Consider the following 22,236-nt stretch of genomic DNA (forward strand, 5'->3'; position numbering starts at 1 on the left):
GCAGGAATGGATATGTACACAGTCAACAAAACATAGGCCGGCTGTCAGACCGCCATCGCCGGCAAGCCAGCTCCTACAGTTTGGATCGGGTACAAACGCGAGAGATCAGCGCTTACGGCAAAGGGTAAGCCCATCCCCCAGCGGCAACAGCGACAGATCCACCCGCGCGTCATCCTTCAGGGCGCGATTTAGCGCCTGGATGGCGCGGGTGTCCGCGCTCTCGGGATTGTCCTCAAGCACCCGGCCACTCCACAGGGTGTTATCGAACACCGCCAGTCCACCGTTGCGCAACAGACGAAGCGCCTGCTCCAGGTACGCCGGATAGTTGGCCTTGTCGGCATCGATGAAAATCAAATCAAACTGGCCTGGCTGATCCAGCGCGCCCAGGGTTTCCAGCGCAGGCGCCAGCCGCAGATCGATTCGCCCGGACAGGCCGGCCTCCTGCCAATAGCGGTGCGCGATGGCGTTGTAATCCCCGGGAATGTCACAGCAAATCAGCGAACCGTCAGTCGGCAATGCCGCTGCCATGCACAGGGCGCTGTAACCGGTGAAGGTGCCGACTTCCAGCACACGCCTCGCACCGGTGAGCTTCACCAGCAACGCGAGAAACTGCCCCTGTTCCGGCGCCACCTGCCAGCGCGCCATGGGCAGCGCCTGGGTTTCATCGCGCAAGCGCTTGAGCAGCGGGGTTTCGCGCAGGGAGACGTCGAGCAGGTACTGATAGAGCGAATCGTCGAGATTGAGCGTGCGGGCAGTCATGACAACACCCTCTGGCGGTTACGGGTTGCGCGCCAAATGCTCGGGTTGCAGGACGCGCTTGGCACTCAGGTAGGCTCTTTGCCAATAAGCCTTGGACAAGCTGTCGAGCTTGACCGTGCCACCGGTAGCCGGCGCATGCACGAAACGGCCCTCGCCAACGTAGATGCCGGCATGGCTGACCTGGGAACCACCGTTGGTGGCGAAGAAAATCAGGTCACCGGTTTGCAGGCCTTCCTTGCCGACATTGGCCGCTTGCATGGAGATCATTTCGCGGGTGGTACGGGGCAGGGAAATACCGGCCATGTCACGGTAGACGTAGCCAATCAGGCCACTGCAATCAAATCCGGAGTCCGGCGTGTTACCGCCCCAGCGATAAGGCGTGCCGACCAGCCCCAACGCGCGAAACAGCACGTCTTGCGCTTCAGGCGAAAAGTCCTGGGAGGAATTGAACACGATGGGCGCGCGAACCACCGGCGCAGGCGGCGGTGTACGGCTTGCACAGGCACTGAGCAGCGCTGCGAACAACATGATTGCGAGGCGGGCCGACATCGTCATAAGCAGAGCATCCTGATCAGGCTGCGGCTAATTTCTGCGGGAGCGCAGAAAAGAAAACCGCCTGCGGATCACGCAGGCGGTTTGCCATCATTCATGAATCAGAATTTTAGCGCTTATCAGGCAAACTTCAAGTAAGACTTTAAGTTCGCCTTACGAAATGTGCGCTTACTTGCGGGCAGTGACGATTGGCGCCGCTGCAGGAGCCATGGCGAGTGCTCGCTTGGCTTCGATGAAGGTCTTGCTCCAGTAGCTATCACCGAGGTTGTCGATGCGCACACCACCGCTTTTGCGGCTGCTGGAGTGAATGAACTGATTGTCACCCAGGTAGATCCCGGCATGACTGACGCGACCGCGACGACCGTTGGTGGCGAAGAACAGCAGGTCACCTGGCTCAAGTTTACTGCGCGATACCAGCGGCGCGTCAACGTTGATCATTTCGCGAGTGGAGCGTGGCAGGTTCATGCCCGCTTCTTCACGGAACAGATAACCGATAAAACCGCTGCAATCGAAACCGGCTTCGGAGGTACCGCCGAAACGGTAACGGGTACCGATCAGGGACATGCCGCGTTCGAGGATGCTGTCGGCCAGAACCGGAAGCTGGTACGACTTACCATCGGCGAAGCTGGCCAGTTCTTTTTCAGTAGCCGCTTCTTCGAGTTCAAACGCTTGCTTATAGAGAGCGGAAGACTGGGCGGAACCGGAATGTTGAACCTGCTGTTGTTGCGCTTGCTCGGACACTGGCGTGTGGGCAGCGCAACCGAACAACAGGGTAACGAGTGCGAGGGGCACGAGGGGTGCAAAGCGATTTAGCATGGGCACGACCGTGGCTGAATGGTTTTCAAGAGCCGAGACTATGCCTTCTATCATCCTCATTTGCAAATTCAATCGAACTTTTTGTGACTTCTTGGTTTCCCGATTACATCTAAGCGCTAAAGCCCATTCCAGACACTTGCGCAGCCTGCCCCCATCAGGAAAGCGGATTTTCTGACGCCTTGAATCTGTCGAAATTCGCTGCAAGCCTTGAATTTACGGGACCTGGCTACCAGCCCAGGGTTTCTTTCAGGAACGGGATGGTCAGCTTGCGCTGCGCTTGAAGAGAGGCCTGGTCGAGCTGCTCAAGCAGTTCGAACAGCGCACTCATGCTACGAGTACCGCGAGTCAGGATAAAATGCCCGACTTCGTCGGTCAGGTGCAGGCCGCGACGCGACGCACGCAGTTGCAGGGCGCGCAACTTGTCTTCGTCGGAGAGTGGGCGCATCTGGAATATCAGCGCCAGGGTCAGGCGCGACTTGAGGTCCGCCAGCTTTACCGGCAGCTCGCGTGGCGAAGTCGACGCGGCAATCAACAGGCGCCGACCACTGTCACGCAGGCGGTTGAACAGGTGGAACAACGCTTCTTCCCAGTCAGCCTTGCCCGCCACCGCCTGCAAGTCATCCAGGCAGACCAGCTCGTATTGCTCGAGGTTGTCGAGAATCTCGATGCCGCGATCCATCAACTCGGCCAGCGGCAGGTACACCGCTGGCTCACCCATCTGTTCGAAGCGCAGGCACGCGGCCTGCAACAGATGCGTACGCCCTACCCCATGCTTGCCCCACAGGTAGATCAGGCTTTCGGTCCAGCCGGCGTCGGCTTCGCACAGCCGCTCGACATAGCCGAGTGCAGCGGCATTGGCGCCTGGGTAGTAGTTGATGAAGGTGGCGTCGTCACGCAGACGCACACCTAGGGGCAGCTGAATCGGTTTCATGCTGACTGAACAGTTCCAAAGGAACCGTTAGTGGCCTCTGTGTAAAGTTTGCGAAGTTTATACCCGTGAAGCCGACCGCACAATGCGACAGACCACAAGCAAAATCAAAGGTTTGCGTTAGCGCACCGGTTTTATGACAGATTCTCTGGCGCCATGGGCAGCCACCGGGCGTCAATCCGGGCTGCCCGCGCCCCCCTCTACAGCTCTGGCTCGTCCACACCACTGTACATACCAGAATCCTTATATAAATCATGCACATGGCGCAACAGCACCATGATCACCGCCGCCACGGGCAGCGCCAGCAACACACCGGTGAAACCAAACAGTTCGCCCCCGGCCAGAATGGCGAAGATCACTGCCACCGGGTGCAGGCCGATGCGGTCCCCCACCAACAAGGGCGTGAGCACCATGCCCTCGAGCGCCTGACCGACCATGAACACCGCGACAATACCCATCATGGGGTACAGATCGCCGCCAAACTGGAACAGCCCGGCAATCAGCGCCGCACCAATGCCAATGATAAAGCCCATGTACGGCACAATCGCCGCCAGACCGGCAATCATCCCGATCAACAAGCCCAACTCCAGGCCCACCAGCATTAGACCCGCGGCGTAGATCACACCCAACGCGACCATCACCAGCAATTGCCCGCGGACGAAGGCACCAAGCACTTCATGGCACTCCGCGGCCAGCGCCACTGCGCGCTCTTCGCGATCGCGCGGCAGCAGGCTGCGGATCTTGGCCATCATCAGGTCCCAGTCCCGCAGCAAGTAGAAACTCACCACCGGAATCAACACCAGGTTCGCCAGCCAGCCGATCAACGCCAAACCAGATGCCGTCGCCTGGCTCAACACCACGCCAACGATGTCGGTCGTCTGCCCCATGTGCTCGCTGATCGCGGCCTTGAGTTTGTCGAACTTCCAGAAGCCCTCCGACAGGCCAAACTTCGATTGCGCCCAGGGCAATGCAGTGTGCTGCAGCCAATCGAGCATCTGCGGCGCCAGTTCATACAAGCGAAACAACTGCTTGGCGAGCATCGGCACCAACACCAGCAACAGCGTGGTGAAGATCAGGGTGAACAACGCAAATACCGCAATCACGCCCCAGGTCCGGGACAGTCCGGCGTTTTCCAGCCGATCCACCAGGGGATCAAACAGATAGGCCAACAACAACGCCACCAGGAACGGCGTGAGGATCGGGTGCAACAGCCAGACAAACGCGCAGAGCAAGAGCACTCCACCCAACCAGAACCAACGCCGCGTATCGGCCATGAACCACTCCATTGCTTCTATATAAAGAAAGAAAATCCTACCAGCGGAAACGCAATTGCGGCGTCGGTGCCGGTGCGGGCGCTACCGCGGGAACCGAACCACCGGCGACAGGCTGGACCGGCACCGCGGGCACCGGCGCCGGCTCCCCCGCAACCTCCTGCAACCTGGCCAGCGATAATTGCGCTCGCAGTTGATCGGTACTGCCATTGACCCGATAAAGAATCCGGTCGCCGTCGACACTTTGCGGACGACCGCCGAAAGGCTCCAACAGGCGCCCCAGGGTCGCATACCGCTCCAGATTCATGCCTTGGACTTCCAGCAACTGCGCGGCCGAGGCCCCAGGCTTGGCGACAAATCGAGGCGCCAGCCGCTGGTTGACCGCCAGCATCACCGCGTCCGCCAAAGCGGCTTGATCGGCGCCTTGGGCGCTGCCGGCCTCTTTCTGGTCGCCCAGCCACAATTGCCACTTGGCTTGCCATTGGCCGCCCTCTTCACGGGCATGGACCGCCAGCAAGGCGTCGGCATTGTAACGCTGTGACGCGCTGCGCAGTGCCGACGGATCGGCACTTTCCAGATTCGGCCCGGTGCCGACGATTTGTTCGTTCAAGTCCGCCAGCGGCAGACGCAGGGGTAAACCACGGTGCTGCGCGGCGCGACGCAGGGGTGTCGCACCGGCCTGACCATCGCCCACCAGGCTCGAACCCTCGGTGTAATCGTTCAACCACCAGCCCAGTATCGACGGCCGATTGGCGCCCCACATCGCCAACCCGGCCCGACGCAGGGCCTGATCGGTGGTGCCCGGGTCGAAATCGACTTTCAACACTTCCGGCGGGCCTGCCTCAAAGCCGTATTGGCTGATGATTTGCTGCGGGTCTTTGCGAATCGCCGCCAACCCGGGATTCTGCGGCGCCTTGGGATCGCCGGTCAGGCGCAAGACCAGTGTATCGAGCGCTCGCTGCGTGGCTTGCTCACGCTCCTCTGGCGACTGGCCGTTGACCGGTTCGCGCACTTGATAGAGGCCTTTGACGGTTTCAGCATGGCCTACCAGGCTGGTCAGGCTAACCAGTGACAAACAGCCCACAAACAAGAATTTACAAAAACCCATGGAATATTCCTGAAGACAAAGGCGGCTGGAACAGACCGCATGAAGACGATCGGGCAAGGCTGTGACCATTGCCGAACGCAAAACATTCACACGCCCTGGGTAAGTTTTCGCACTGTGCTAACGATAGACGGTTAATGACGACACCCCGTACAGGCGAGCAGGATGTCATCCACACCAACTAATGGCAGTTTTTTTCGGCCGATATGCCCCCTGCCGTCGGCGTGAGGATGGCCGCTGCCCTTCAAGCCTGATAAAATCGCGCGCCTTCGCAGACCGGCAACAGCCGGGCACCCTCGAATATCGCGTGAGGCAATCACCTTCGTCGATGTCGGCGGTCCCGCTGGACTCGGTCGTTACCCAGAAATCCCCCCTAAAGGCCTGGATCATGAGCAAGCAACCCTCCCTGAGCTACAAGGACGCCGGTGTAGACATCGACGCCGGTGAAGCATTGGTCGAACGCATCAAGAGCGTCGCCAAGCGCACTGCGCGCCCGGAAGTCATGGGCGGCCTGGGCGGTTTTGGCGCCCTCTGCGAAATCCCGGCCGGCTACAAGCAGCCCGTGCTGGTTTCCGGTACTGACGGCGTCGGCACCAAGCTGCGCCTGGCCTTGAACCTGAACAAGCACGACAGCATCGGCATCGACCTGGTTGCCATGTGCGTCAACGACCTGGTGGTGTGCGGCGCAGAGCCGCTGTTCTTCCTCGACTACTACGCCACCGGCAAGCTCAACGTCGAAACCGCGACCCAGGTCGTGACTGGCATCGGCGCTGGTTGCGAACTGTCCGGTTGCTCCCTGGTGGGCGGCGAAACCGCAGAAATGCCTGGCATGTACGAAGGCGAAGACTACGACCTGGCCGGCTTCTGCGTTGGCGTCGTGGAAAAAGCCGAGATCATCGACGGCTCCAAGGTCGCTGCTGGCGATGCCCTGCTCGCCCTGCCGTCTTCCGGCCCGCACTCCAACGGCTACTCGCTGATCCGCAAGATCATCGAAGTATCCGGTGCCGACATCGAGAACACCCAACTCGACGGCAAGCCGCTGACCGACCTGCTGATGGCCCCGACCCGTATCTACGTGAAGCCGCTGCTCAAGCTGATCAAGGAAACAGGCGCGGTCAAGGCCATGGCCCACATCACCGGTGGCGGCCTGCTTGACAACATCCCGCGCGTCCTGCCAAAAGGCGCACAAGCGGTGGTTGACGTGGCAAGCTGGACTCGCCCTGCGGTGTTCGACTGGCTGCAGGAAAAAGGCAACGTCGACGAAAACGAAATGCACCGCGTGCTGAACTGCGGCGTGGGCATGGTTATCTGCGTGGCTCAAGAGCACGTGGAAACCGCGCTGAACGTACTGCGTGAAGCGGGCGAGCAGCCTTGGGTCATCGGTCAGATCGCCACCGCTGCCGAAGGCGCGGCCCAGGTTGAACTGAAGAACCTCAAGGCTCACTGATGTCCCAGACCTGTGATGTCGTGGTGCTGCTCTCCGGCACCGGCAGTAACTTGCAGGCCTTGATCGACAGCACGCAGACCGGCGACAGCCCGGTCCGCGTCGCTGCGGTGATCTCCAACCGCGCCGACGCCTACGGCCTGCAACGTGCCAGGGACGCGGGTATCGAAACCCGCACCCTGGATCACAAGGCTTTCGAAGGCCGCGAGGCCTTCGACGCCGCGCTGATCGAACTGATCGACGCCTTCAATCCCAAACTCGTGGTGCTGGCCGGATTCATGCGCATTCTCAGCGCTGATTTCGTACGCCATTACGCCGGTCGCCTGCTCAATATCCATCCCTCGCTGTTGCCCAAATACAAAGGGTTACACACTCATCAGCGCGCGCTGGAGGCCGGGGACGCCGAACACGGCTGCTCCGTGCACTTCGTCACCGAGGAACTCGATGGCGGACCACTGGTCGTACAAGCAGTAATACCGGTAGAGTTGCACGACTCGCCGCAGAGCCTGGCGCAGCGAGTCCATGTACAGGAACACCTGATCTACCCCATGGCCGTACGCTGGTTTGCCGAAGGCCGGCTATCGCTCAGTGAACAAGGTGCTTTACTGGATGGACAGTTGCTTGCGCCCAGCGGCCACTTGATTCGAACCTAGGAGATTTTATGCGTCGCGCCCTGCTCTTCGCTTGTGCTCTGCTCGCCTTGCCCTTCGCACAGGCCGCAGACCTTCAACCCTTCTCCGCCAGCTACACCGCCGACTGGAAACAGTTGCCCATGAGCGGCACGGCTGAACGCAGCCTGACCAAGCAAGCCAATGGCGTCTGGAAGCTCAACTTCAAGGCGTCGATGATGATCGCCAGCCTGTCCGAAGAAAGCACCCTGACCGTCGACAAGGACACCTTGCTGCCACAGTCCTACCATTTCGAACGCGGAGGCCTGGGCAAAGCCAAGAAGGCCGACCTGGACTTCGACTGGACCGCCAAGAAGGTTACCGGTACCGATCGTGGTGACGCGGTCAATATCCCGCTGAACCGCGGCATGCTCGACAAATCCACCTACCAGCTGGCGCTGCAGCATGACGTGGCCGCCGGCAAGAAAAGCATGAGCTATCAGGTGGTCGATGATGGCGAAGTCGATACCTATGACTTCCGCGTGCTGGGTGCGGAAAAAGTCGACACCAAGGCTGGCCAGATCGATGCGATCAAGGTCGAGCGCGTGCGCGACCCGACACAAAGCAAGCGCATCACCGTCCTGTGGTTCGCCAAGGATTGGGATTACCTGCTGGTCCGCCTGCAACAGGTCGAGACCGACGGCAAGGAGTACAACATCATGCTCCTGGACGGCACGGTCAACGGCAAGCCGGTTAAAGGCAGCTGAGCCCACCGACATGAAAAAGCCTCGCGATTGCGGGGCTTTTTCTTGGAACGCACCATCGGAGCAAGGCTCTATACCTTCAACGCCTTTTTTGATCGAATGACCTTTCCCGTCGCTTGCGAGGTTCCCATGACTGTCACCGTCAACACCGTCTCCGCCGAAGGTTTGCGCCATACCGTACAGATCGATGACCACGAACTCTTTGCCGATGCCCCGCTATCCGCCGGCGGCGAAGGCTCGGCCCCGGAGCCACACGATTACTTCGATGCCGCACTGGGCGCATGCAAGGCCCTGACCTTGAAGATGTATGCGAAGAAAAAGGACATTCCGCTGACGGGGGTTGGCGTCGAGGTCAAACGCGACAACAGTGAAGAGCAGAAAGGCAAATATGCCCTGCATGTGAAACTGACCCTCAAGGGTGTACTCACCGACGCCCAGCGCGAAGAGCTGCACCGCGTGGCCGACCGCTGCCCGGTACACAAGCTGATGACCAGCAGTGAAGTCAGCATCGAAACCCATCTGTCCGAAGGCGCGTTCAGCCAATAGCGGCAACGGCTGCGCAAGCGGGTTATGCTCGACCGCATCACCCGCTCAGCCTGGAACGCACCATGAACACTCCGCTCGTGATCCGCCCCCGCGCCGAAGATGTCGAAGGCCAACCGATTCTTCGCCCTTTGCCGTCAGCCAAATGCCGCAATGTCGGGCCCTTCGTGTTTTTCGACCACATGCTGCAAACCCGCTATGCCGCGGGAGAAGGCATGAACATCCGCCAGCATCCGCACATCGGCCTGTCCACCCTCACCTACCTCTTTGAAGGCCAGCTGCAGCACAAGGACAGCCTTGGCTCGGATCAGGTGGTGAGCGCCGGCGATGTCAGCTGGATGACCGCCGGCAGCGCGATCGCCCATGTCGAGCGCACACCCCAGGCACTGAAAGAAAGCGGCTTTACGATGCACGGCCTGCAGATCTGGCTGGCGTCGCCAAAAGACCGGGAGCAGGGCCCGGGACACTACAGTCATCACCCGGCTAGCACCTTGCCAGTCAGCGAGAACCTTGGGGTGAAGATCCGCATGATCGCAGGCTCGGGCTTTTGCCTGGAATCGCCAGTGCCGGTGCTTTCCCCTACGCTGTATGCCGAACTGCACCTGCAAACGGCGACGACCTTGCTGATTCCCACCGAGCATGAAGAGCGCGCGCTGTATGTGTTGAGCGGTGAAGTGCAATTGGATGGCGAATCGATAGAGCCGCATTCGCTGGTGGTGTTGCCGCCCGGGGAAGAGATGACATTGTTCGCCGAGAGCGACTGTCATGCGGTGGTGTTCGGTGGCGCGCCGCTGGACGGGCCACGGCGGATCAACTGGAATTTCGTGGCGAGCGACCCGGCGGCTATCGATGAAGCGCGGCGGCGCTGGGCGGCCGGGGATTGGCCAACGGTGCCGGGGGAAGTTGAGAGGATTGAACTGCCTTAAATTCTTTTTAGCAGTTACACCGCCTTCGCGAGCAAGCCCGCTCCCACAGTTGACCGCATTCTAATGTGGGAGCGGGCTTGCTCGCGAAGAGGCCGGCACTAACACCAACCAGGTGAAGCAAAACTACCGCAATCAGCCCTTGAACACTTCATCCAGCAAGTTGTGCATCGAAGTGAACGCGCGTGCGGCGACCTTCGCGTCGTACATCATCATGCCCGGCACGTTCGCATGCGGATCGGTGAACGAATGGAACGCACCGCCGTAACTCAGCAGTTGCCAATCCACGCCAGCCGCGTTCATTTCATCTTCAAACGCGGGCAGCTGTTCTTTAGGCACCAATGGATCGGAAGCGCCATGCAGTACCAGCACCTTGCCCTTGATGTTTTTCGCATCGGCCGGATTCGGTGTATCCAGCGTGCCGTGGAACGAGACAGCCGCTTTCACCGGCGCACCCGTACGGGCAAACTCCAGCGCGCAGCAGCCACCGAAACAGAAACCGAACGTGGCCAGTTTCGACGTATCGACAGCGGCCTCACCCTGGCTTTGCAACTGTTCGAACGCCACTTGCATACGCTTGCGCAGCAACGGCCGGTCATTCTTGAGCGGCATCATTGCCGCGCCTGCCTCATCATTGTTCTGCGGGCGCACCGATTGGCCGTAGAGGTCCGCGATCAGCACCACATAGCCCTTGGCCGCCACCGATTTGGCGATTTCCTCGGCACCGGCACCCACGCCCATCCAGTTCGGCGCCATCAACAAACCCGGACGCGGGCCCTTGTGATCAGCGTCGAAGGCCAGGCGGCTTTCGTACGGCTGGCCGTCAATCTGATAAGCAACAGAACGTACAGTGATTTGGCTCATATCTGACTCCTGATTATTTAAACACCAGAATGAAAAAACCCGCCGAAGCGGGTTTTTCTACAACGCCGTTAAGCCGACAGCTCAACCAGCAGCTTGTTCAGACGGCGCACATAGGCCGCCGGGTCTTTCAAGCTGTCGCCGGCCGCCAGGGCCGCTTGATCGAAGAGGATGTGCGACAGATCGCCGAAGCGCTCGTCGCTCTGCTCGCTGTCGAGCTTCTCGATCAGTGGGTGAGCCGGGTTGAATTCGAAGATCGGCTTCGAATCCGGAACCTTCTGCCCGCTGGCTTCAAGGATCTGACGCATCTGCAGGCCCAGGTCCTGCTCGCCGATGGCCAGGATCGCCGGGGAATCGGTCAGGCGATGGGATACCCGTACTTCAGCAACGGATTCGCCCAGTGCAGTCTTCAGACGCTCAACCAGCCCTTCTTTGGACTTGGCGACTTCTTCAGCGGCTTTCTTGTCCTCTTCCGAGTCCAGGTTGCCGAGGTCCAGGTCACCGCGTGCCACGTCGACAAAGCCCTTGCCGTCGAAATCGCTGAGGTAGCTCATCAGCCACTCGTCGATACGATCGGTCAGCAGCAGCACTTCGATGCCTTTCTTGCGGAAGACTTCCAGGTGCGGGCTGTTCTTGACTTGCGCGTAGGTTTCGCCGGTCAGGTAGTAGATCTTGTCCTGGCCTTCCTTGGCGCGTGCCAGGTACTCAGTCAGGCCGACAACCTGTTCGCCGTCATCACCATTGGTGGAGGCAAAACGCAGCAATCCAGCGATTTTCTCTTTGTTGGCGAAGTCTTCTGCCGGGCCTTCTTTCATGACCTGGCCGAAGTTTTTCCAGAAGCCCTTGTATTGCTCTGGATCGTTCTTCGCCAGCTTTTCCAGCATGTCCAGCACGCGCTTGGTCAGTGCCGACTTCATGGAGTCGATGATCGGGTCTTTCTGCAGGATTTCCCGCGACACGTTCAGCGACAGGTCGTTGGAGTCGACCACGCCCTTGATGAAGCGCAGGTACAGCGGCAGGAAGGACTCGGCCTGATCCATGACGAACACGCGCTGCACGTAAAGCTTCAGGCCTTTCGGCGCTTCACGCTGGTACAGGTCGAATGGAGCACGGGCCGGCACGTACAGCAGCGAGCTGTATTCCAGCTTGCCTTCGACCTTGTTGTGGCTCCAGCTCAGCGGGTTTTCGAAGTCGTGGGCGATGTGCTTGTAGAACTCCTGGTATTCCTCGTCCTTGATTTCGGTACGCGGACGGGTCCACAAGGCGCTGGCGCGGTTGACGGTTTCCCATTCAACGGCAGGCTTCTCTTCACCCTCGACAGCTGCCACTTCTTTGGGCAACTCGATCGGCAAGGCGATGTGGTCGGAATACTTCTTGATGATGTTACGCAGGCGCCAGCCATCGGCGAACTCGTCTTCACCGGATTTCAGGTGCAGGACGATACGGGTACCGCGCTCGGCCTTGTCGATGGTCGCGACTTCGAAATCGCCCTCACCTTTGGACGACCAGTGCACGCCTTCGCTGGCATCGCTGCCCGCACGACGGCTGTACACATCGACTTTGTCGGCGACGATGAAGGCCGAGTAGAAGCCAACACCGAACTGACCGATCAGGTGCGAGTCTTTCTTCTGGTCGCCCGTCAGGTGCTTCATGAAATCGGCGGTACCGGATTTGGCGATGGTGCCCAAGTGGGTGATCGCGTCTTCGCGGCTCATGCCGATGCCGTTGTCTTCGAGGGTGACGGTCTTGGCGTCCTTGTCGAAGCTCACACGGATTTTCAGTTCAGCGCCGCCTTCGAGCAATTGCGGCTTGGCCAGCGCTTCGAAACGTAATTTGTCTACAGCGTCAGAGGCGTTCGAGATCAGTTCGCGAAGGAAAATTTCCTTGTTGGAATACAGCGAATGGATCATGAGGTGCAGCAGTTGCTTCACCTCGGTCTGGAAGCCCAGGGTTTCCTTTTGAGTTTCCACACTCATGGTCATCAAACTCCAATCAGATGGCATAAGCCGCGACCATGAGGGTCGGCGGCGGGTTGTCATCAGAGTTGGGGGCTCCATTCAGGATTTCAAGGGCTCATCGAGTTTGAAATGCGCCCGTGCCGTGGCAATGGGTTCGGATTCGGTGCTTTGCCACGCGGTCACCGCCACGTTGGCGACCCGGCGCCCCTGACGACAGACCTGGCAGCGGGCCCAGGTATCGCGAAACTGCCCGGCGCGCAGGTAATCGAGGGAGAAGTCGATGATTTTCGGCACGCCCGGCGAACCGGTGGCCACCAACAGGTGCAGCGCGGCAGACAGCTCCATGAAACCGGCGATGACGCCGCCATGGATGGCCGGCAATAAAGGGTTACCTATGTTGTCCTTGTTGGCCGGCAGGCGAAACAACAACTCATCCCCCACCCGCGAACATTCGACACCGATCAAACTGGCGTAGGGAATCAGGCTCAACAACGGGGCGTACTCTCCCCGCTCATGGGCCAGTTGCACTTGTTCCTTGAACGACTCACTCATGCCGCACCTCCGGCGATAGTGCCGCCAAAACCCTTGGTGCCTTTGATGCCCTTGCCCATGCGCATGAAAGTGCCCACGACATGGGCAATGGGCTGTTCGGGATCATCCTGATAGGCAAAGCCGCGGGCAAAGATCACATCAGTGGTCACCCGATAGCATTGCGCGAAACCGTAGACATCCTTGTTCGGTTCGGCTGCGTGCATGTAGTCGATGCGCAAATCGAGGGTGGGGCAAACTTCGAACTCCGGGAGCACGCAGAGGGTAGACATGCCGCAAGCGGTGTCCATCAATGTGGTCAGGACGCCGCCGTGAATCACGCCCGTCAGGGGATTGCCGACGATCTGCGGGCTATAAGGCAGCACCACGGTGAGCCCGTCGGCACTGGCGCTGTGAACTCGTAATCCGAGCACCTGGCAATGCCGCAGCGCCGACAAAAATCGTGTTGCACGCTCAAAAACGGGATTTTCAGCCATTTGATAAAGACTCTTGTTTACAGTGCTTCAGTGAAGTCGGGGCCCAGGTAAAAGTTCCGCGTAGAACAAACTTATATATCTCTGGGATTTGAGGAACTTAACCCTGTTGGCTGTGCTCTTAAGGCCAGTAGATAATTTCCATAAGGAGAAACACCCCATGCGTAAGACTTTAGCTATTGCCTTGATGTTGACCGCTTCCCTCGGTCTCGCTGCCTGCGATAAAAAATCCGAGGACAAAGCTCAAGATGCCAACCAACATGCTGAGCAAGCCCAGGAAAAAATGAGCGAAGCTCAGGATAAAGTGAACGATGCGGCGAAAGAAAACGCCGAAGCTGCCAAAGCTCAGGCTGAATCGAACGCAGCAGCACAAGAAGAAGCTGCCAAGAAGCAATAAGCCGCTTCTCGCTGCGATAAAAGAAAACCCGCCAAGTGCGGGTTTTCTTTTATCGGCGATTGACTCGTTAGAGCAAAATCGTTCGAAAAGTCGGACTAATCATCAACAACAACGAGCAGATCAAACCCACCAGCCACACCAGACTTCGCTGCCAGGCCAGGTCCTTCCAATAGCACAACAGATAGATAACTCGCGCTACCACAAAGATAATTGCCAGCAAATCGATGAGCCATCCCGCTGTTTGCGTGGTGTGGGCCATCAACACACCCACCGCAAACAATATGAAAGCTTCGAAGCTGTTCTGATGGGCCGCCACCGCGCGCGCGCCCAGGCCTGTAAGTTGCGCCTGCTGTTGGCGCGGCAGGTGGTTGTTGTAACCCCCCTGCTGTTTCATCGCCGTGGTCACGGGCATGCGCGCCACGTAAATCAGCACGGCACTGATAAATACGCACCAGAATGGAATACTCATCAAGCGGCCTCTTTGTTCGCCTCGGGCAACGGTGCCTCTGTAGGGGTATAGACCATGACATCGAGAACGTCGGAGTGAAACTCACGGCGGTACAGCACGAACACGACGCCGGCACTCATCAACATGAACAACCAGGGGCTGACGAACCAGGCCAACATGGTCATGCCGAAATAGTAGGAACGCAGGCCGAAGTTGAACTGGTTGGCGGCCATGGAAATAACCCGGGCAGCACGGTTGGCAAAGGCTTTGCGCTCCAGCTCCGACACATGTCGCTCACCGACCATGGGCGCCGAGCCCACCAGGATGGCCGCGAAGTTGTACTGGCGCATGCACCAGCTGAAGGTAAAGAACGCGTAGACGAACACCAGTGCCAGGCACAACAACTTGATCTCGGACATCCCCTGGGAAGCCTGTTGCACCATCGGGATATCCGCCAGCAACGACACCGCCCTTTCGGACGCCCCAAGTACCGTGAGAATACCGGCCAGGATAATCAGGGTACTGGAGGCAAAGAACGACGCATTGCGTTCCAGGTTGCCGATCACGCTGGCATCGGCGATGCGGTTGTCACGCAACAGCATGCGGCGCATCCAGTCTTCGCGATACAGATGCAGCACGCTGGCCAGGCAGGCGGTATCTCGGCCTTTCCAGGTCGCATAGCGGGTGTAGCCGCCCCAGCAGATGACGAACCAGATGGCAGCGAGGATGTGGATCAGGTTGGCTTGGATGAACGACATGCAGGTCCTTGTGATGTGGTGGCGGAACACCGTACCCCTTGTAGGAGCGAGTATGCTCGCGAAGGTCGCGAACTATGGCGCGTGTTTACTGAATACACGCGTTGCTCTCAGGTTTTTCGCGAGCATGCTCGCTCCTATAGGGGATTGCGCAGTCTTTCGACGTTAGCGCAGGAGAAAAGACACCGCATCACCCCATAAAAAAATGCCCCGTATCGATTGATACGGGGCATTTCTGTGTCGTTTACAGGCCCGCTTGTGGCGGGCCGGTAAAGCTTAAGCCAACGCTTCTTCGCGCTTGCCCAGCAGGCGATCGCAAACCACGGCAACCACCAGGGTCATCACCGAAGGCACCAGCCAGGCCAGGCCCTGCTCGCTGAGTGGCAAGTGCGCCAGTTGCGTCGGCATCCAGTCCGCCAGACCCGCGCCCTTAAGCGCGTCGATCAGGCCGAAGATGAACGACACCAGCATCACCGGGCCGACAATGCGCCCTTGTTCATGCCAGAAGTCCTTGCAGAAGCTCAGGGCCACCAAGGCGATGCACGGCGGGTAGATCGCGGTCAGGACAGGGATCGAGAACGCGATCAGCTTGGTCAGGCCCAGGTTGGACACCAGCAGCGAGAACGCCGCGAGGATAATCACCAGCGTCTTGTAGGACAGTGGCAGCACACGGCTGAAGTATTCGGCGCAGGCGCAGGTCAGGCCAACAGCGGTCACCAGGCACGCCAGGGAAATCAGCACCGCAAGGAATCCGCTGCCCAGCGAACCGAAGGTGTGTTGTACGTAGGCGTGCAAGACCGCCGCGCCGTTGGTAGCGCCAGCCGCCACTTCATGGCTGCCCGAGCCCAGGCGGAACAGGCTGATGTACACCAATGCCAGGCCCACGCCGGCGATCAAGCCGGCAATGATCGCGTAGCGGGTGATCAGCGCTGGCGACTCGACGCCGCGCGAGCGAATGGCATTGACGATCACGATGCCGAACACCAGCGCACCGAGGGTGTCCATGGTCAGGTAACCATTGATGAACCCCTGGGAAAACGGCGCCGCCACGTACTCAGGCGTAGCATGGCCGATATCACCGGCGGGCAAAGCGAACGCAGCGATGCCGAGCGCGGCCAAAGCGATGATCTTCAGCGGTGCGAGGAAACGCCCGACGGTATCCAGCAGGCGGCCCGGATAGAGCGAAATGAAGAACACCACCAGGAAGTACACCGAGCTGTAGAGGAACAACGCCAGTGGGCTTTCGCCGGTCAGCGGTGCCAGGCCGACTTCAAAGGACACGGTAGCGGTACGCGGCGTGGCGAACAGCGGGCCGACAGCGAGGTAGCACGCTGCTGCCAGCAAGCCACCGGCGATCTTGCCGATCGGGCTGCTCAGCGCATCCATGGCGCCACCGACCTTGGCCAGGGCAACGACAGTGACCACGGGCAGGCCCACTGCGGTGATCAGGAAGCCCAGTGCCGCCATCCAGACATGAGGCCCGGACTGCAAACCGACGATAGGCGGGAAGATGATGTTGCCAGCCCCGACGAACAGGGCAAACGTCATAAAACCAAGTGCCAGGATGTCCTGGCCTTTCAACACTTTCATTAAGGAAATACCACACTACTGAATCGGAATTTAGAGAGGGATTTCCCTATGGGTGAGGGAAATGCTGTCGGTCCGTATGGGGCCAACCCTTTAAGCGCGTTGCAGCCTTGTGGGCGCGGACGCAAAAATGGCGCGTAGCCTAACGAATTTGGGCGACAAACGCACTGTTTGAGGGCGAACTATCCGATACACGACGTTTCCATGTCGCGTTTACATACTTAATTTTCCCGCCCCGACCCAGATCGTGGGAACGATCAGCCACAAACGACAAAGGCCACCCGAAGGTGGCCTTTGTTTGGTGAAGCGTCAGCTAAGCGCGAGGCTTACTTGACAGCCCAACCGGTCAGCTCGGCCAGGGCCTTGCCGATGTCTGCCAGCGAACGCACGGTTTTAACGCCTGCGTCTTGCAGAGCAGCGAATTTCTCGTCTGCAGTGCCTTTGCCGCCAGAGATGATTGCGCCAGCATGGCCCATGCGCTTGCCCGGAGGAGCAGTCACACCAGCGATGTAGGAAACAACCGGCTTGGTCACGTGTGCCTTGATGTAGGCAGCCGCTTCTTCTTCAGCCGAACCGCCGATCTCGCCGATCATCACGATCGCTTCGGTCTTCGGGTCTTCCTGGAACAGCTTCAGGATGTCGATGAAGTTCGAACCCGGGATCGGGTCACCACCGATGCCGACGCAAGTCGACTGACCGAAACCGGCGTCAGTTGTCTGCTTCACAGCTTCGTAGGTCAGGGTGCCGGAACGGGAAACGATACCGACCTTGCCTGGCAAGTGAATGTGACCTGGCATGATGCCGATCTTGCATTCGCCTGGGGTGATCACGCCTGGGCAGTTAGGGCCGATCAGGACTACGCCCAGCTCGTCGCACTTAACTTTAGCGTCCAGCATGTCCAGGGTAGGAATGCCTTCGGTGATGCACACGATCAGCTTGATGCCGCCGAAAGCAGCTTCCAGGATCGAGTCCTTGCAGAAAGGAGCCGGAACGTAGATCACGCTGGCGGTGGCGCCAGTGGCAGCTACAGCGTCTTTCACGGTGTTGAACACTGGCAGGCCCAGGTGCTCGGTGCCGCCTTTGCCTGGAGTTACACCACCCACCATCTTGGTGCCGTACTCGATGGCTTGCTGGGTGTGGAAACTACCTTGCGAACCGGTAATACCCTGGCAGATAACTTTGGTGTCTTTATTGATCAGGACGCTCATTATTTGCCCTCCGCAGCTTTGACAACTTGTTGAGCAGCGTCGGTCAGGCTGGTAGCAGCGATGATGTTCAAACCGCTTTCTGCCAGTACTTTAGCGCCCAGCTCAGCGTTGTTGCCTTCAAGGCGAACAACAACCGGGATTTTCACGCCGACTTCTTTCACGGCGCCAATGATGCCTTCGGCAATCATGTCGCAACGAACGATGCCGCCGAAGATGTTAACCAGTACTGCAGCGACGTTGGTGTCGGACAGAATGATCTTGAACGCTTCGGTAACGCGTTCTTTGGTAGCACCGCCGCCCACGTCGAGGAAGTTGGCTGGCTTGCCGCCATGCAGGTTGACGATGTCCATGGTACCCATGGCCAGGCCAGCACCGTTGACCATGCAACCGATGTTGCCTTCCAGCGCTACGTAGTTCAGTTCGAACTTGGCAGCGTGCGCTTCGCGCGGATCGTCTTGCGACGGATCGTGGAAAGTCTTCAGCTTAGGCTGACGGTACATGGCGTTGGCGTCGATGTTGATCTTGGCGTCCAGGCAGTGCAGATCGCCGTCAGCCTTGATCACCAGCGGGTTCACTTCCAGCAGGGCCAGGTCGTGATCCTTGAACAGTTTGGCCAGGCCAACGAAGATCTTGGCGAACTGAGCAACCTGCTTGCCTTCCAGACCCAGCTGGAATGCCAGCTCGCGACCCTGGAATGGCTGAGCGCCAACCAGTGGATCGATAGTGGCTTTCAGAATTTTTTCTGGAGTGTCGTGAGCGATTTTCTCGATGTCCACGCCACCTTCGGTGGAAGCCATGAACACGATGCGACGGCTCGAACGGTCAACGACAGCGCCCAGGTACAGCTCTTTAGCGATATCAGTGCACGATTCAACCAGGATCTTGGTGACTGGCTGACCATTGGCGTCAGTCTGGTAAGTCACCAGACGCTTGCCCAGCCACTGCTGTGCGAATGCTTTAGCGTCTTCTTTGCTGCGAACCAGCTTAACGCCGCCCGCTTTACCGCGACCACCGGCGTGGACCTGGGCTTTGACAACCCACTCGCTGCCGCCGATCTTGTCGCAAGCTTCTGCTGCTGCTTCCGGGGTGTCTACCGCGTAACCGGTGGAAACTGGCAGGCCGTACTCAGCGAACAGCTGCTTACCCTGATACTCGTGAAGATTCATGCTTATTACCGTCTTCGTTAGGTACTGCGCATTCGGTGCTGCACTCATTCAAGTGCCGCACCACCTGTGACTGCTGCTTGCATGGCCTTTCCGGACAACCGGTGCAGCCATGCAAGGCTGCGTCCAGCGGATATTCCGCGGTGAGTCTTGCATGCAAGGCTCACGACGGGCCACTCCGCCGTGGTTTCTTATTGTCTTTTCAGACATGTGAAAACTGCTGCGCTCGAAAATACTGCGTTAAAAACAGGTTCAAAATGCTCATTGACTGACGTCAACTCCGCTTTCTCACCTGTTTTTGCCTTGTCTTTCCGTCGCTCGCGACGTTTTCACATAGCCTTCAACGCTTCTTGCGGTTGGCGATGTGGATGGCGCCGCCATTCACTGCCAAAGCAGCTTCGTGCAAGGCTTCAGACAGGGTCGGATGGGAGAAAACCATCATGCCCAGGTCTTCAGCGCTGGTGCCGAATTCCATACCGATCGCGCCCTGCTGAACCAGTTCGGCAGCGCTTGGGCCAATCACGTGGACGCCCAATACGCGGTCTGTCTTGGCATCTGCGATGACCTTGACGAAACCACCGGTATCGTTGGCAGCCATGGCACGGCCGGAGGCTGCGAACGGGAAGGTGCCGACGTTAACTTCAACGCCTTCAGCTTTCAAGGCCTGCTCGGTTTTACCAACCCACGCGATTTCCGGGTGAGTATAAATAACCGAAGGGATCAAATCATAGTTCATCTGGGCCTTGTGGCCCTTGATGCGCTCGACAACCATGATGCCTTCTTCCGACGCCTTGTGCGCCAGCATCATGCCGCGAACCACGTCACCGATGGCGTAGACGCCCGGTACGGTGGTGGCGCAGTGATCGTCGACGTGCACGAAACCGCGCTCGTCCAGGGTCACGCCGCAGTCGGCAGCCAGCAGATCAGTGGTCACTGGACGGCGACCAACGGCTACGATCAGCTTGTCGAAAGTGATGTTCTGTTCGCCGTTGGCATCGGTGTAGTTCACCACGACTTCGTCGCCGTTCACTTTGGAGCCGGTCACGCGAGCGCCCAGCTTGATGTCCAGGCCCTGCTTGGTCAGGGTTTTCAGCGCTTCCTTGGAAACGGCTGCGTCAGCGGCCATCAGGAAAGTGTCCAGGGCTTCCAGGACAGTCACTTCTGCACCCAGACGCGACCAGACCGAACCCAGCTCCAGACCGATCACGCCAGCGCCGATTACGCCCAGGCGTTTTGGTACGGATTGGAATTCCAGGGCGCCGGTGGAATCGACGATCACATTCTGGTCGACCGGAGCCGGTGGAATGTCGATCGGACGCGAACCTGGAGCCAGGATCACGTTCTCGGCTTCGATGACTTCTACCGAACCGTCAGGCTTGGTGACTTCAACTTTCTTGCCGGCCAGCAGCTTGCCGTGACCCTGGATGGAGGTCACACCGTTGGCTTTGAACAGGGTTGCAACACCGGAGGTCAGGCCTTTGACGATGGTGGCTTTACGGCCGACCATTGCTGGCACGTCCATGGTCACGCCAGCGTGGTTGATACCGTGGATCGCGAAGCCTTCTTTGGCTTCCTTGTACTTCCAGGAGCTGTCCAGCAGCGCCTTGGACGGAATGCAGCCGACGTTCAGGCAAGTACCGCCCAGAGCCAGTTTGTCATCCTTGTCGGTGTACTTCTCGATGCAGGCAGTGCTGAGGCCCAACTGAGCGGCCTTGATGGCAGCTACGTAGCCGCCAGGGCCCGCGCCGATCACTACTACGTCAAATTTCTGCGACATTCAAAAAATCCTCTTTAGCGAAAAGCTTGAAGCCGCAAGCGACAAGCCAGGCTGCGGGTTTTCCGACAGCCTGGGCTTGCAGCTCGCGACTGCTTCTATCAGATATCCAGCAACAGACGAGCCGGATCTTCCAGCAGGTTCTTGATGGTCACCAGGAAAGTCACAGCTTCTTTGCCATCGATCAGACGGTGATCGTAGGACAGGGCCAGGTACATCATCGGACGGATAACGACCTGGCCGTTGATGGCCATAGGACGCTGGATGATGTTGTGCATGCCCAGGATGGCTGCTTGTGGCGGGTTGACGATCGGGGTCGACATCATCGAACCGAAGGTACCGCCGTTGGTGATGGTGAAGGTACCACCGGTCATTTCGTCCATCGACAGTTTGCCGTCGCGGGCTTTCTTGCCGAAGGTGGCGATGCCGCCTTCGATTTCAGCCAGGCTCATCAGTTCGGCGTTACGCAGAACCGGAACAACCAGGCCGCGATCGCTGGAAACCGCAACGCCGACGTCAGCGTAGCCGTGGTAAACGATGTCAGCGCCGTCGATCGAGGCGTTGACAGCCGGGAAGCGTTTCAGCGCTTCGGTGGCCGCTTTCACGAAGAAGGACATGAAGCCCAGGCGCACGCCGTTGTGGGACTTCTCGAACAGATCCTTGTACTTCGAACGCAGCGCCATGACTTCGGTCATGTCGACTTCGTTGAACGTGGTCAGCATCGCCATGTTCGACTGGGCTTCGACCAGGCGCTTGGCAACGGTGGCCCGCACGCGGGTCATCGGTACACGCTTCTCGATGCGATCGCCGGCAGCGAACACCGGAGCAGCAGCGGCAGGTGCGGCAGCCTTGGCAGGCGCGGCAGCCGGAGCGGCTTTCTTGGCAGCAACGGCTGCAACCACGTCTTCCTTGGTCACGCGACCGCCTTTGCCAGTGCCGGCAACGGAAGCGATGTTGATGCCGTTTTCTTCAGCCAGCTTGCGCGCAGCCGGTGCAGCAACAGGATCGTCTTCGCCTTCGGCGGCAGGGGCAGCAGCCTGGGCAGCGGCGGCAGGAGCCGCAGCAGCTGGAGCGGCAGCAGCGCCGCCCGCTTCGATGGAGCCCAGGACTTCGTCGGACAGAACGGTGTCGCCTTCGTTCTTGACGATAGCGCCCAGCACGCCGTCAGCGGTAGCCAACACTTCGAGTACGACTTTATCGGTTTCGATGTCGACGATCAGTTCGTCGCGCTTGACCGCGTCGCCCGGTTTTTTGTGCCAGGTGGCAACGGTGCCATCGGCAACCGATTCCGGGAAAGTGGGGGCTTTGATCTCGATAGCCATTATCTGTGGTTCCTTAAATTCGGTTTCA

Annotated in this window: 23 protein-coding genes; 6 read left to right on the forward strand and 17 right to left on the reverse strand. The window is 59.1% G+C overall.

The genetic code is table 11. From position 1 onward, the window contains the following. Positions 1-105 precede the first annotated feature (105 nt). The 6 genes from PG5_RS24350 to PG5_RS24375 all read right to left on the reverse strand — a co-directional run bounded on the left by PG5_RS24350 (position 106) and on the right by PG5_RS24375 (position 5,434). Positions 106-759, reverse strand: a complete 654-nt coding sequence (locus PG5_RS24350; RefSeq protein WP_020799784.1) for an O-methyltransferase — start codon at positions 757-759, stop codon at positions 106-108. Positions 760-777: 18 nt separating this feature from the next. Continuing rightward, complete coding sequence (locus PG5_RS24355; RefSeq protein ID WP_020799785.1) at positions 778-1,314, reverse strand: C40 family peptidase; 537 nt, start codon at positions 1,312-1,314, stop codon at positions 778-780. A gap of 165 nt (positions 1,315-1,479) precedes the next feature. Beyond that, the gene (locus tag PG5_RS24360) at positions 1,480-2,127 is read right to left on the reverse strand and encodes a C40 family peptidase (protein ID WP_042955704.1); all 648 of its coding nucleotides are present in this window, start codon (positions 2,125-2,127) and stop codon (positions 1,480-1,482) included. Between the two features lie 226 nt (positions 2,128-2,353). Then, complete coding sequence (gene hda, locus PG5_RS24365) at positions 2,354-3,058, reverse strand: DnaA regulatory inactivator Hda (RefSeq protein WP_008063324.1); 705 nt, start codon at positions 3,056-3,058, stop codon at positions 2,354-2,356. Between the two features lie 197 nt (positions 3,059-3,255). Then, entirely contained in the window at positions 3,256-4,329 is a 1,074-nt protein-coding gene (locus tag PG5_RS24370) for an AI-2E family transporter (RefSeq protein WP_020799787.1), read from the reverse strand. A gap of 37 nt (positions 4,330-4,366) precedes the next feature. Further along, complete coding sequence (locus PG5_RS24375; protein WP_020799788.1) at positions 4,367-5,434, reverse strand: DUF2066 domain-containing protein; 1,068 nt, start codon at positions 5,432-5,434, stop codon at positions 4,367-4,369. Between the two features lie 385 nt (positions 5,435-5,819). On the opposite strand from PG5_RS24375, the gene purM reads away from it, so the two are divergent. The 5 genes from purM (at position 5,820) to PG5_RS24400 (ending at position 9,716) form a co-directional block, all read left to right on the forward strand. Continuing rightward, positions 5,820-6,878 (forward strand): phosphoribosylformylglycinamidine cyclo-ligase, encoded by a 1,059-nt coding sequence (gene purM / locus PG5_RS24380; RefSeq protein ID WP_033044269.1) that lies wholly within the window; start codon positions 5,820-5,822, stop codon positions 6,876-6,878. Continuing rightward, positions 6,878-7,528, forward strand: coding sequence for a phosphoribosylglycinamide formyltransferase (gene purN / locus PG5_RS24385; RefSeq protein ID WP_020799790.1), 651 nt, complete (start codon positions 6,878-6,880; stop codon positions 7,526-7,528). Before purM ends, purN begins: the two co-directional genes overlap by 1 nt. Positions 7,529-7,536: 8 nt before the next feature. Next, entirely contained in the window at positions 7,537-8,250 is a 714-nt protein-coding gene (locus tag PG5_RS24390) for a DUF3108 domain-containing protein (protein WP_020799791.1), read from the forward strand. 126 nt (positions 8,251-8,376) lie between these two features. Continuing rightward, the gene (locus PG5_RS24395) at positions 8,377-8,793 is read left to right on the forward strand and encodes an OsmC family protein (protein ID WP_020799792.1); all 417 of its coding nucleotides are present in this window, start codon (positions 8,377-8,379) and stop codon (positions 8,791-8,793) included. A gap of 62 nt (positions 8,794-8,855) precedes the next feature. Then, positions 8,856-9,716: a pirin family protein gene (locus PG5_RS24400; protein WP_020799793.1), complete on the forward strand. Its 861-nt coding sequence runs from the start codon at positions 8,856-8,858 to the stop codon at positions 9,714-9,716. A gap of 132 nt (positions 9,717-9,848) precedes the next feature. Here the strand turns inward: PG5_RS24400 and PG5_RS24405 are convergent, their stop codons facing one another. The 4 genes from PG5_RS24405 to PG5_RS24420 form a co-directional block, all read right to left on the reverse strand. Then, positions 9,849-10,577 carry a dienelactone hydrolase family protein gene (locus PG5_RS24405; RefSeq protein WP_020799794.1) on the reverse strand — a complete coding sequence of 243 codons (729 nt, stop codon included), beginning with the start codon at positions 10,575-10,577 and terminating at the stop codon, positions 9,849-9,851. A gap of 68 nt (positions 10,578-10,645) precedes the next feature. Beyond that, a complete protein-coding gene (gene htpG / locus PG5_RS24410; RefSeq protein WP_033044612.1) occupies positions 10,646-12,550 on the reverse strand; it encodes a molecular chaperone HtpG in 1,905 nt (634 codons plus the stop codon). Positions 12,551-12,631: 81 nt separating this feature from the next. Continuing rightward, positions 12,632-13,084: a PaaI family thioesterase gene (locus tag PG5_RS24415; RefSeq protein WP_020799796.1), complete on the reverse strand. Its 453-nt coding sequence runs from the start codon at positions 13,082-13,084 to the stop codon at positions 12,632-12,634. Next, entirely contained in the window at positions 13,081-13,557 is a 477-nt protein-coding gene (locus PG5_RS24420) for a PaaI family thioesterase (protein WP_020799797.1), read from the reverse strand. The genes PG5_RS24415 and PG5_RS24420 overlap by 4 nt, the downstream gene beginning before the upstream one ends. A 157-nt stretch (positions 13,558-13,714) precedes the next feature. Between PG5_RS24420 and PG5_RS24425 the strand changes: the two genes are divergently transcribed. Beyond that, positions 13,715-13,951 carry a hypothetical protein gene (locus PG5_RS24425; protein ID WP_020799798.1) on the forward strand — a complete coding sequence of 79 codons (237 nt, stop codon included), beginning with the start codon at positions 13,715-13,717 and terminating at the stop codon, positions 13,949-13,951. 67 nt (positions 13,952-14,018) lie between these two features. Here PG5_RS24425 and PG5_RS24430 read toward each other — a convergent pair whose 3' ends face one another. The 7 genes from PG5_RS24430 to odhB all read right to left on the reverse strand — a co-directional run bounded on the left by PG5_RS24430 (position 14,019) and on the right by odhB (position 22,208). Further along, the gene (locus PG5_RS24430) at positions 14,019-14,420 is read right to left on the reverse strand and encodes an MAPEG family protein (protein WP_020799799.1); all 402 of its coding nucleotides are present in this window, start codon (positions 14,418-14,420) and stop codon (positions 14,019-14,021) included. Then, complete coding sequence (locus PG5_RS24435; protein ID WP_020799800.1) at positions 14,420-15,157, reverse strand: DUF599 domain-containing protein; 738 nt, start codon at positions 15,155-15,157, stop codon at positions 14,420-14,422. Before PG5_RS24435 ends, PG5_RS24430 begins: the two co-directional genes overlap by 1 nt. 273 nt (positions 15,158-15,430) lie before the next feature. Then, positions 15,431-16,744, reverse strand: coding sequence for a branched-chain amino acid transport system II carrier protein (gene brnQ / locus PG5_RS24440; protein WP_020799801.1), 1,314 nt, complete (start codon positions 16,742-16,744; stop codon positions 15,431-15,433). 323 nt (positions 16,745-17,067) lie between these two features. Then, positions 17,068-17,949 (reverse strand): succinate--CoA ligase subunit alpha, encoded by an 882-nt coding sequence (gene sucD / locus PG5_RS24445; RefSeq protein WP_007919877.1) that lies wholly within the window; start codon positions 17,947-17,949, stop codon positions 17,068-17,070. Further along, on the reverse strand, positions 17,949-19,115 hold the full coding sequence (sucC, locus tag PG5_RS24450; RefSeq protein WP_007919879.1) for an ADP-forming succinate--CoA ligase subunit beta: 1,167 nt from the start codon (positions 19,113-19,115) through the stop codon (positions 17,949-17,951). Before sucC ends, sucD begins: the two co-directional genes overlap by 1 nt. A gap of 337 nt (positions 19,116-19,452) precedes the next feature. Then, the gene (gene lpdA, locus PG5_RS24455) at positions 19,453-20,889 is read right to left on the reverse strand and encodes a dihydrolipoyl dehydrogenase (RefSeq protein ID WP_020799802.1); all 1,437 of its coding nucleotides are present in this window, start codon (positions 20,887-20,889) and stop codon (positions 19,453-19,455) included. Positions 20,890-20,987: 98 nt separating this feature from the next. Next, positions 20,988-22,208, reverse strand: coding sequence for a 2-oxoglutarate dehydrogenase complex dihydrolipoyllysine-residue succinyltransferase (gene odhB / locus PG5_RS24460; RefSeq protein ID WP_020799803.1), 1,221 nt, complete (start codon positions 22,206-22,208; stop codon positions 20,988-20,990). Positions 22,209-22,236: the final 28 nt, after the last annotated feature.

Origin of the sequence: Pseudomonas sp. G5(2012), assembly GCF_000408945.1 — a bacterium.
Taxonomy (GTDB): Bacteria; Pseudomonadota; Gammaproteobacteria; order Pseudomonadales; family Pseudomonadaceae; genus Aquipseudomonas; species Aquipseudomonas umsongensis.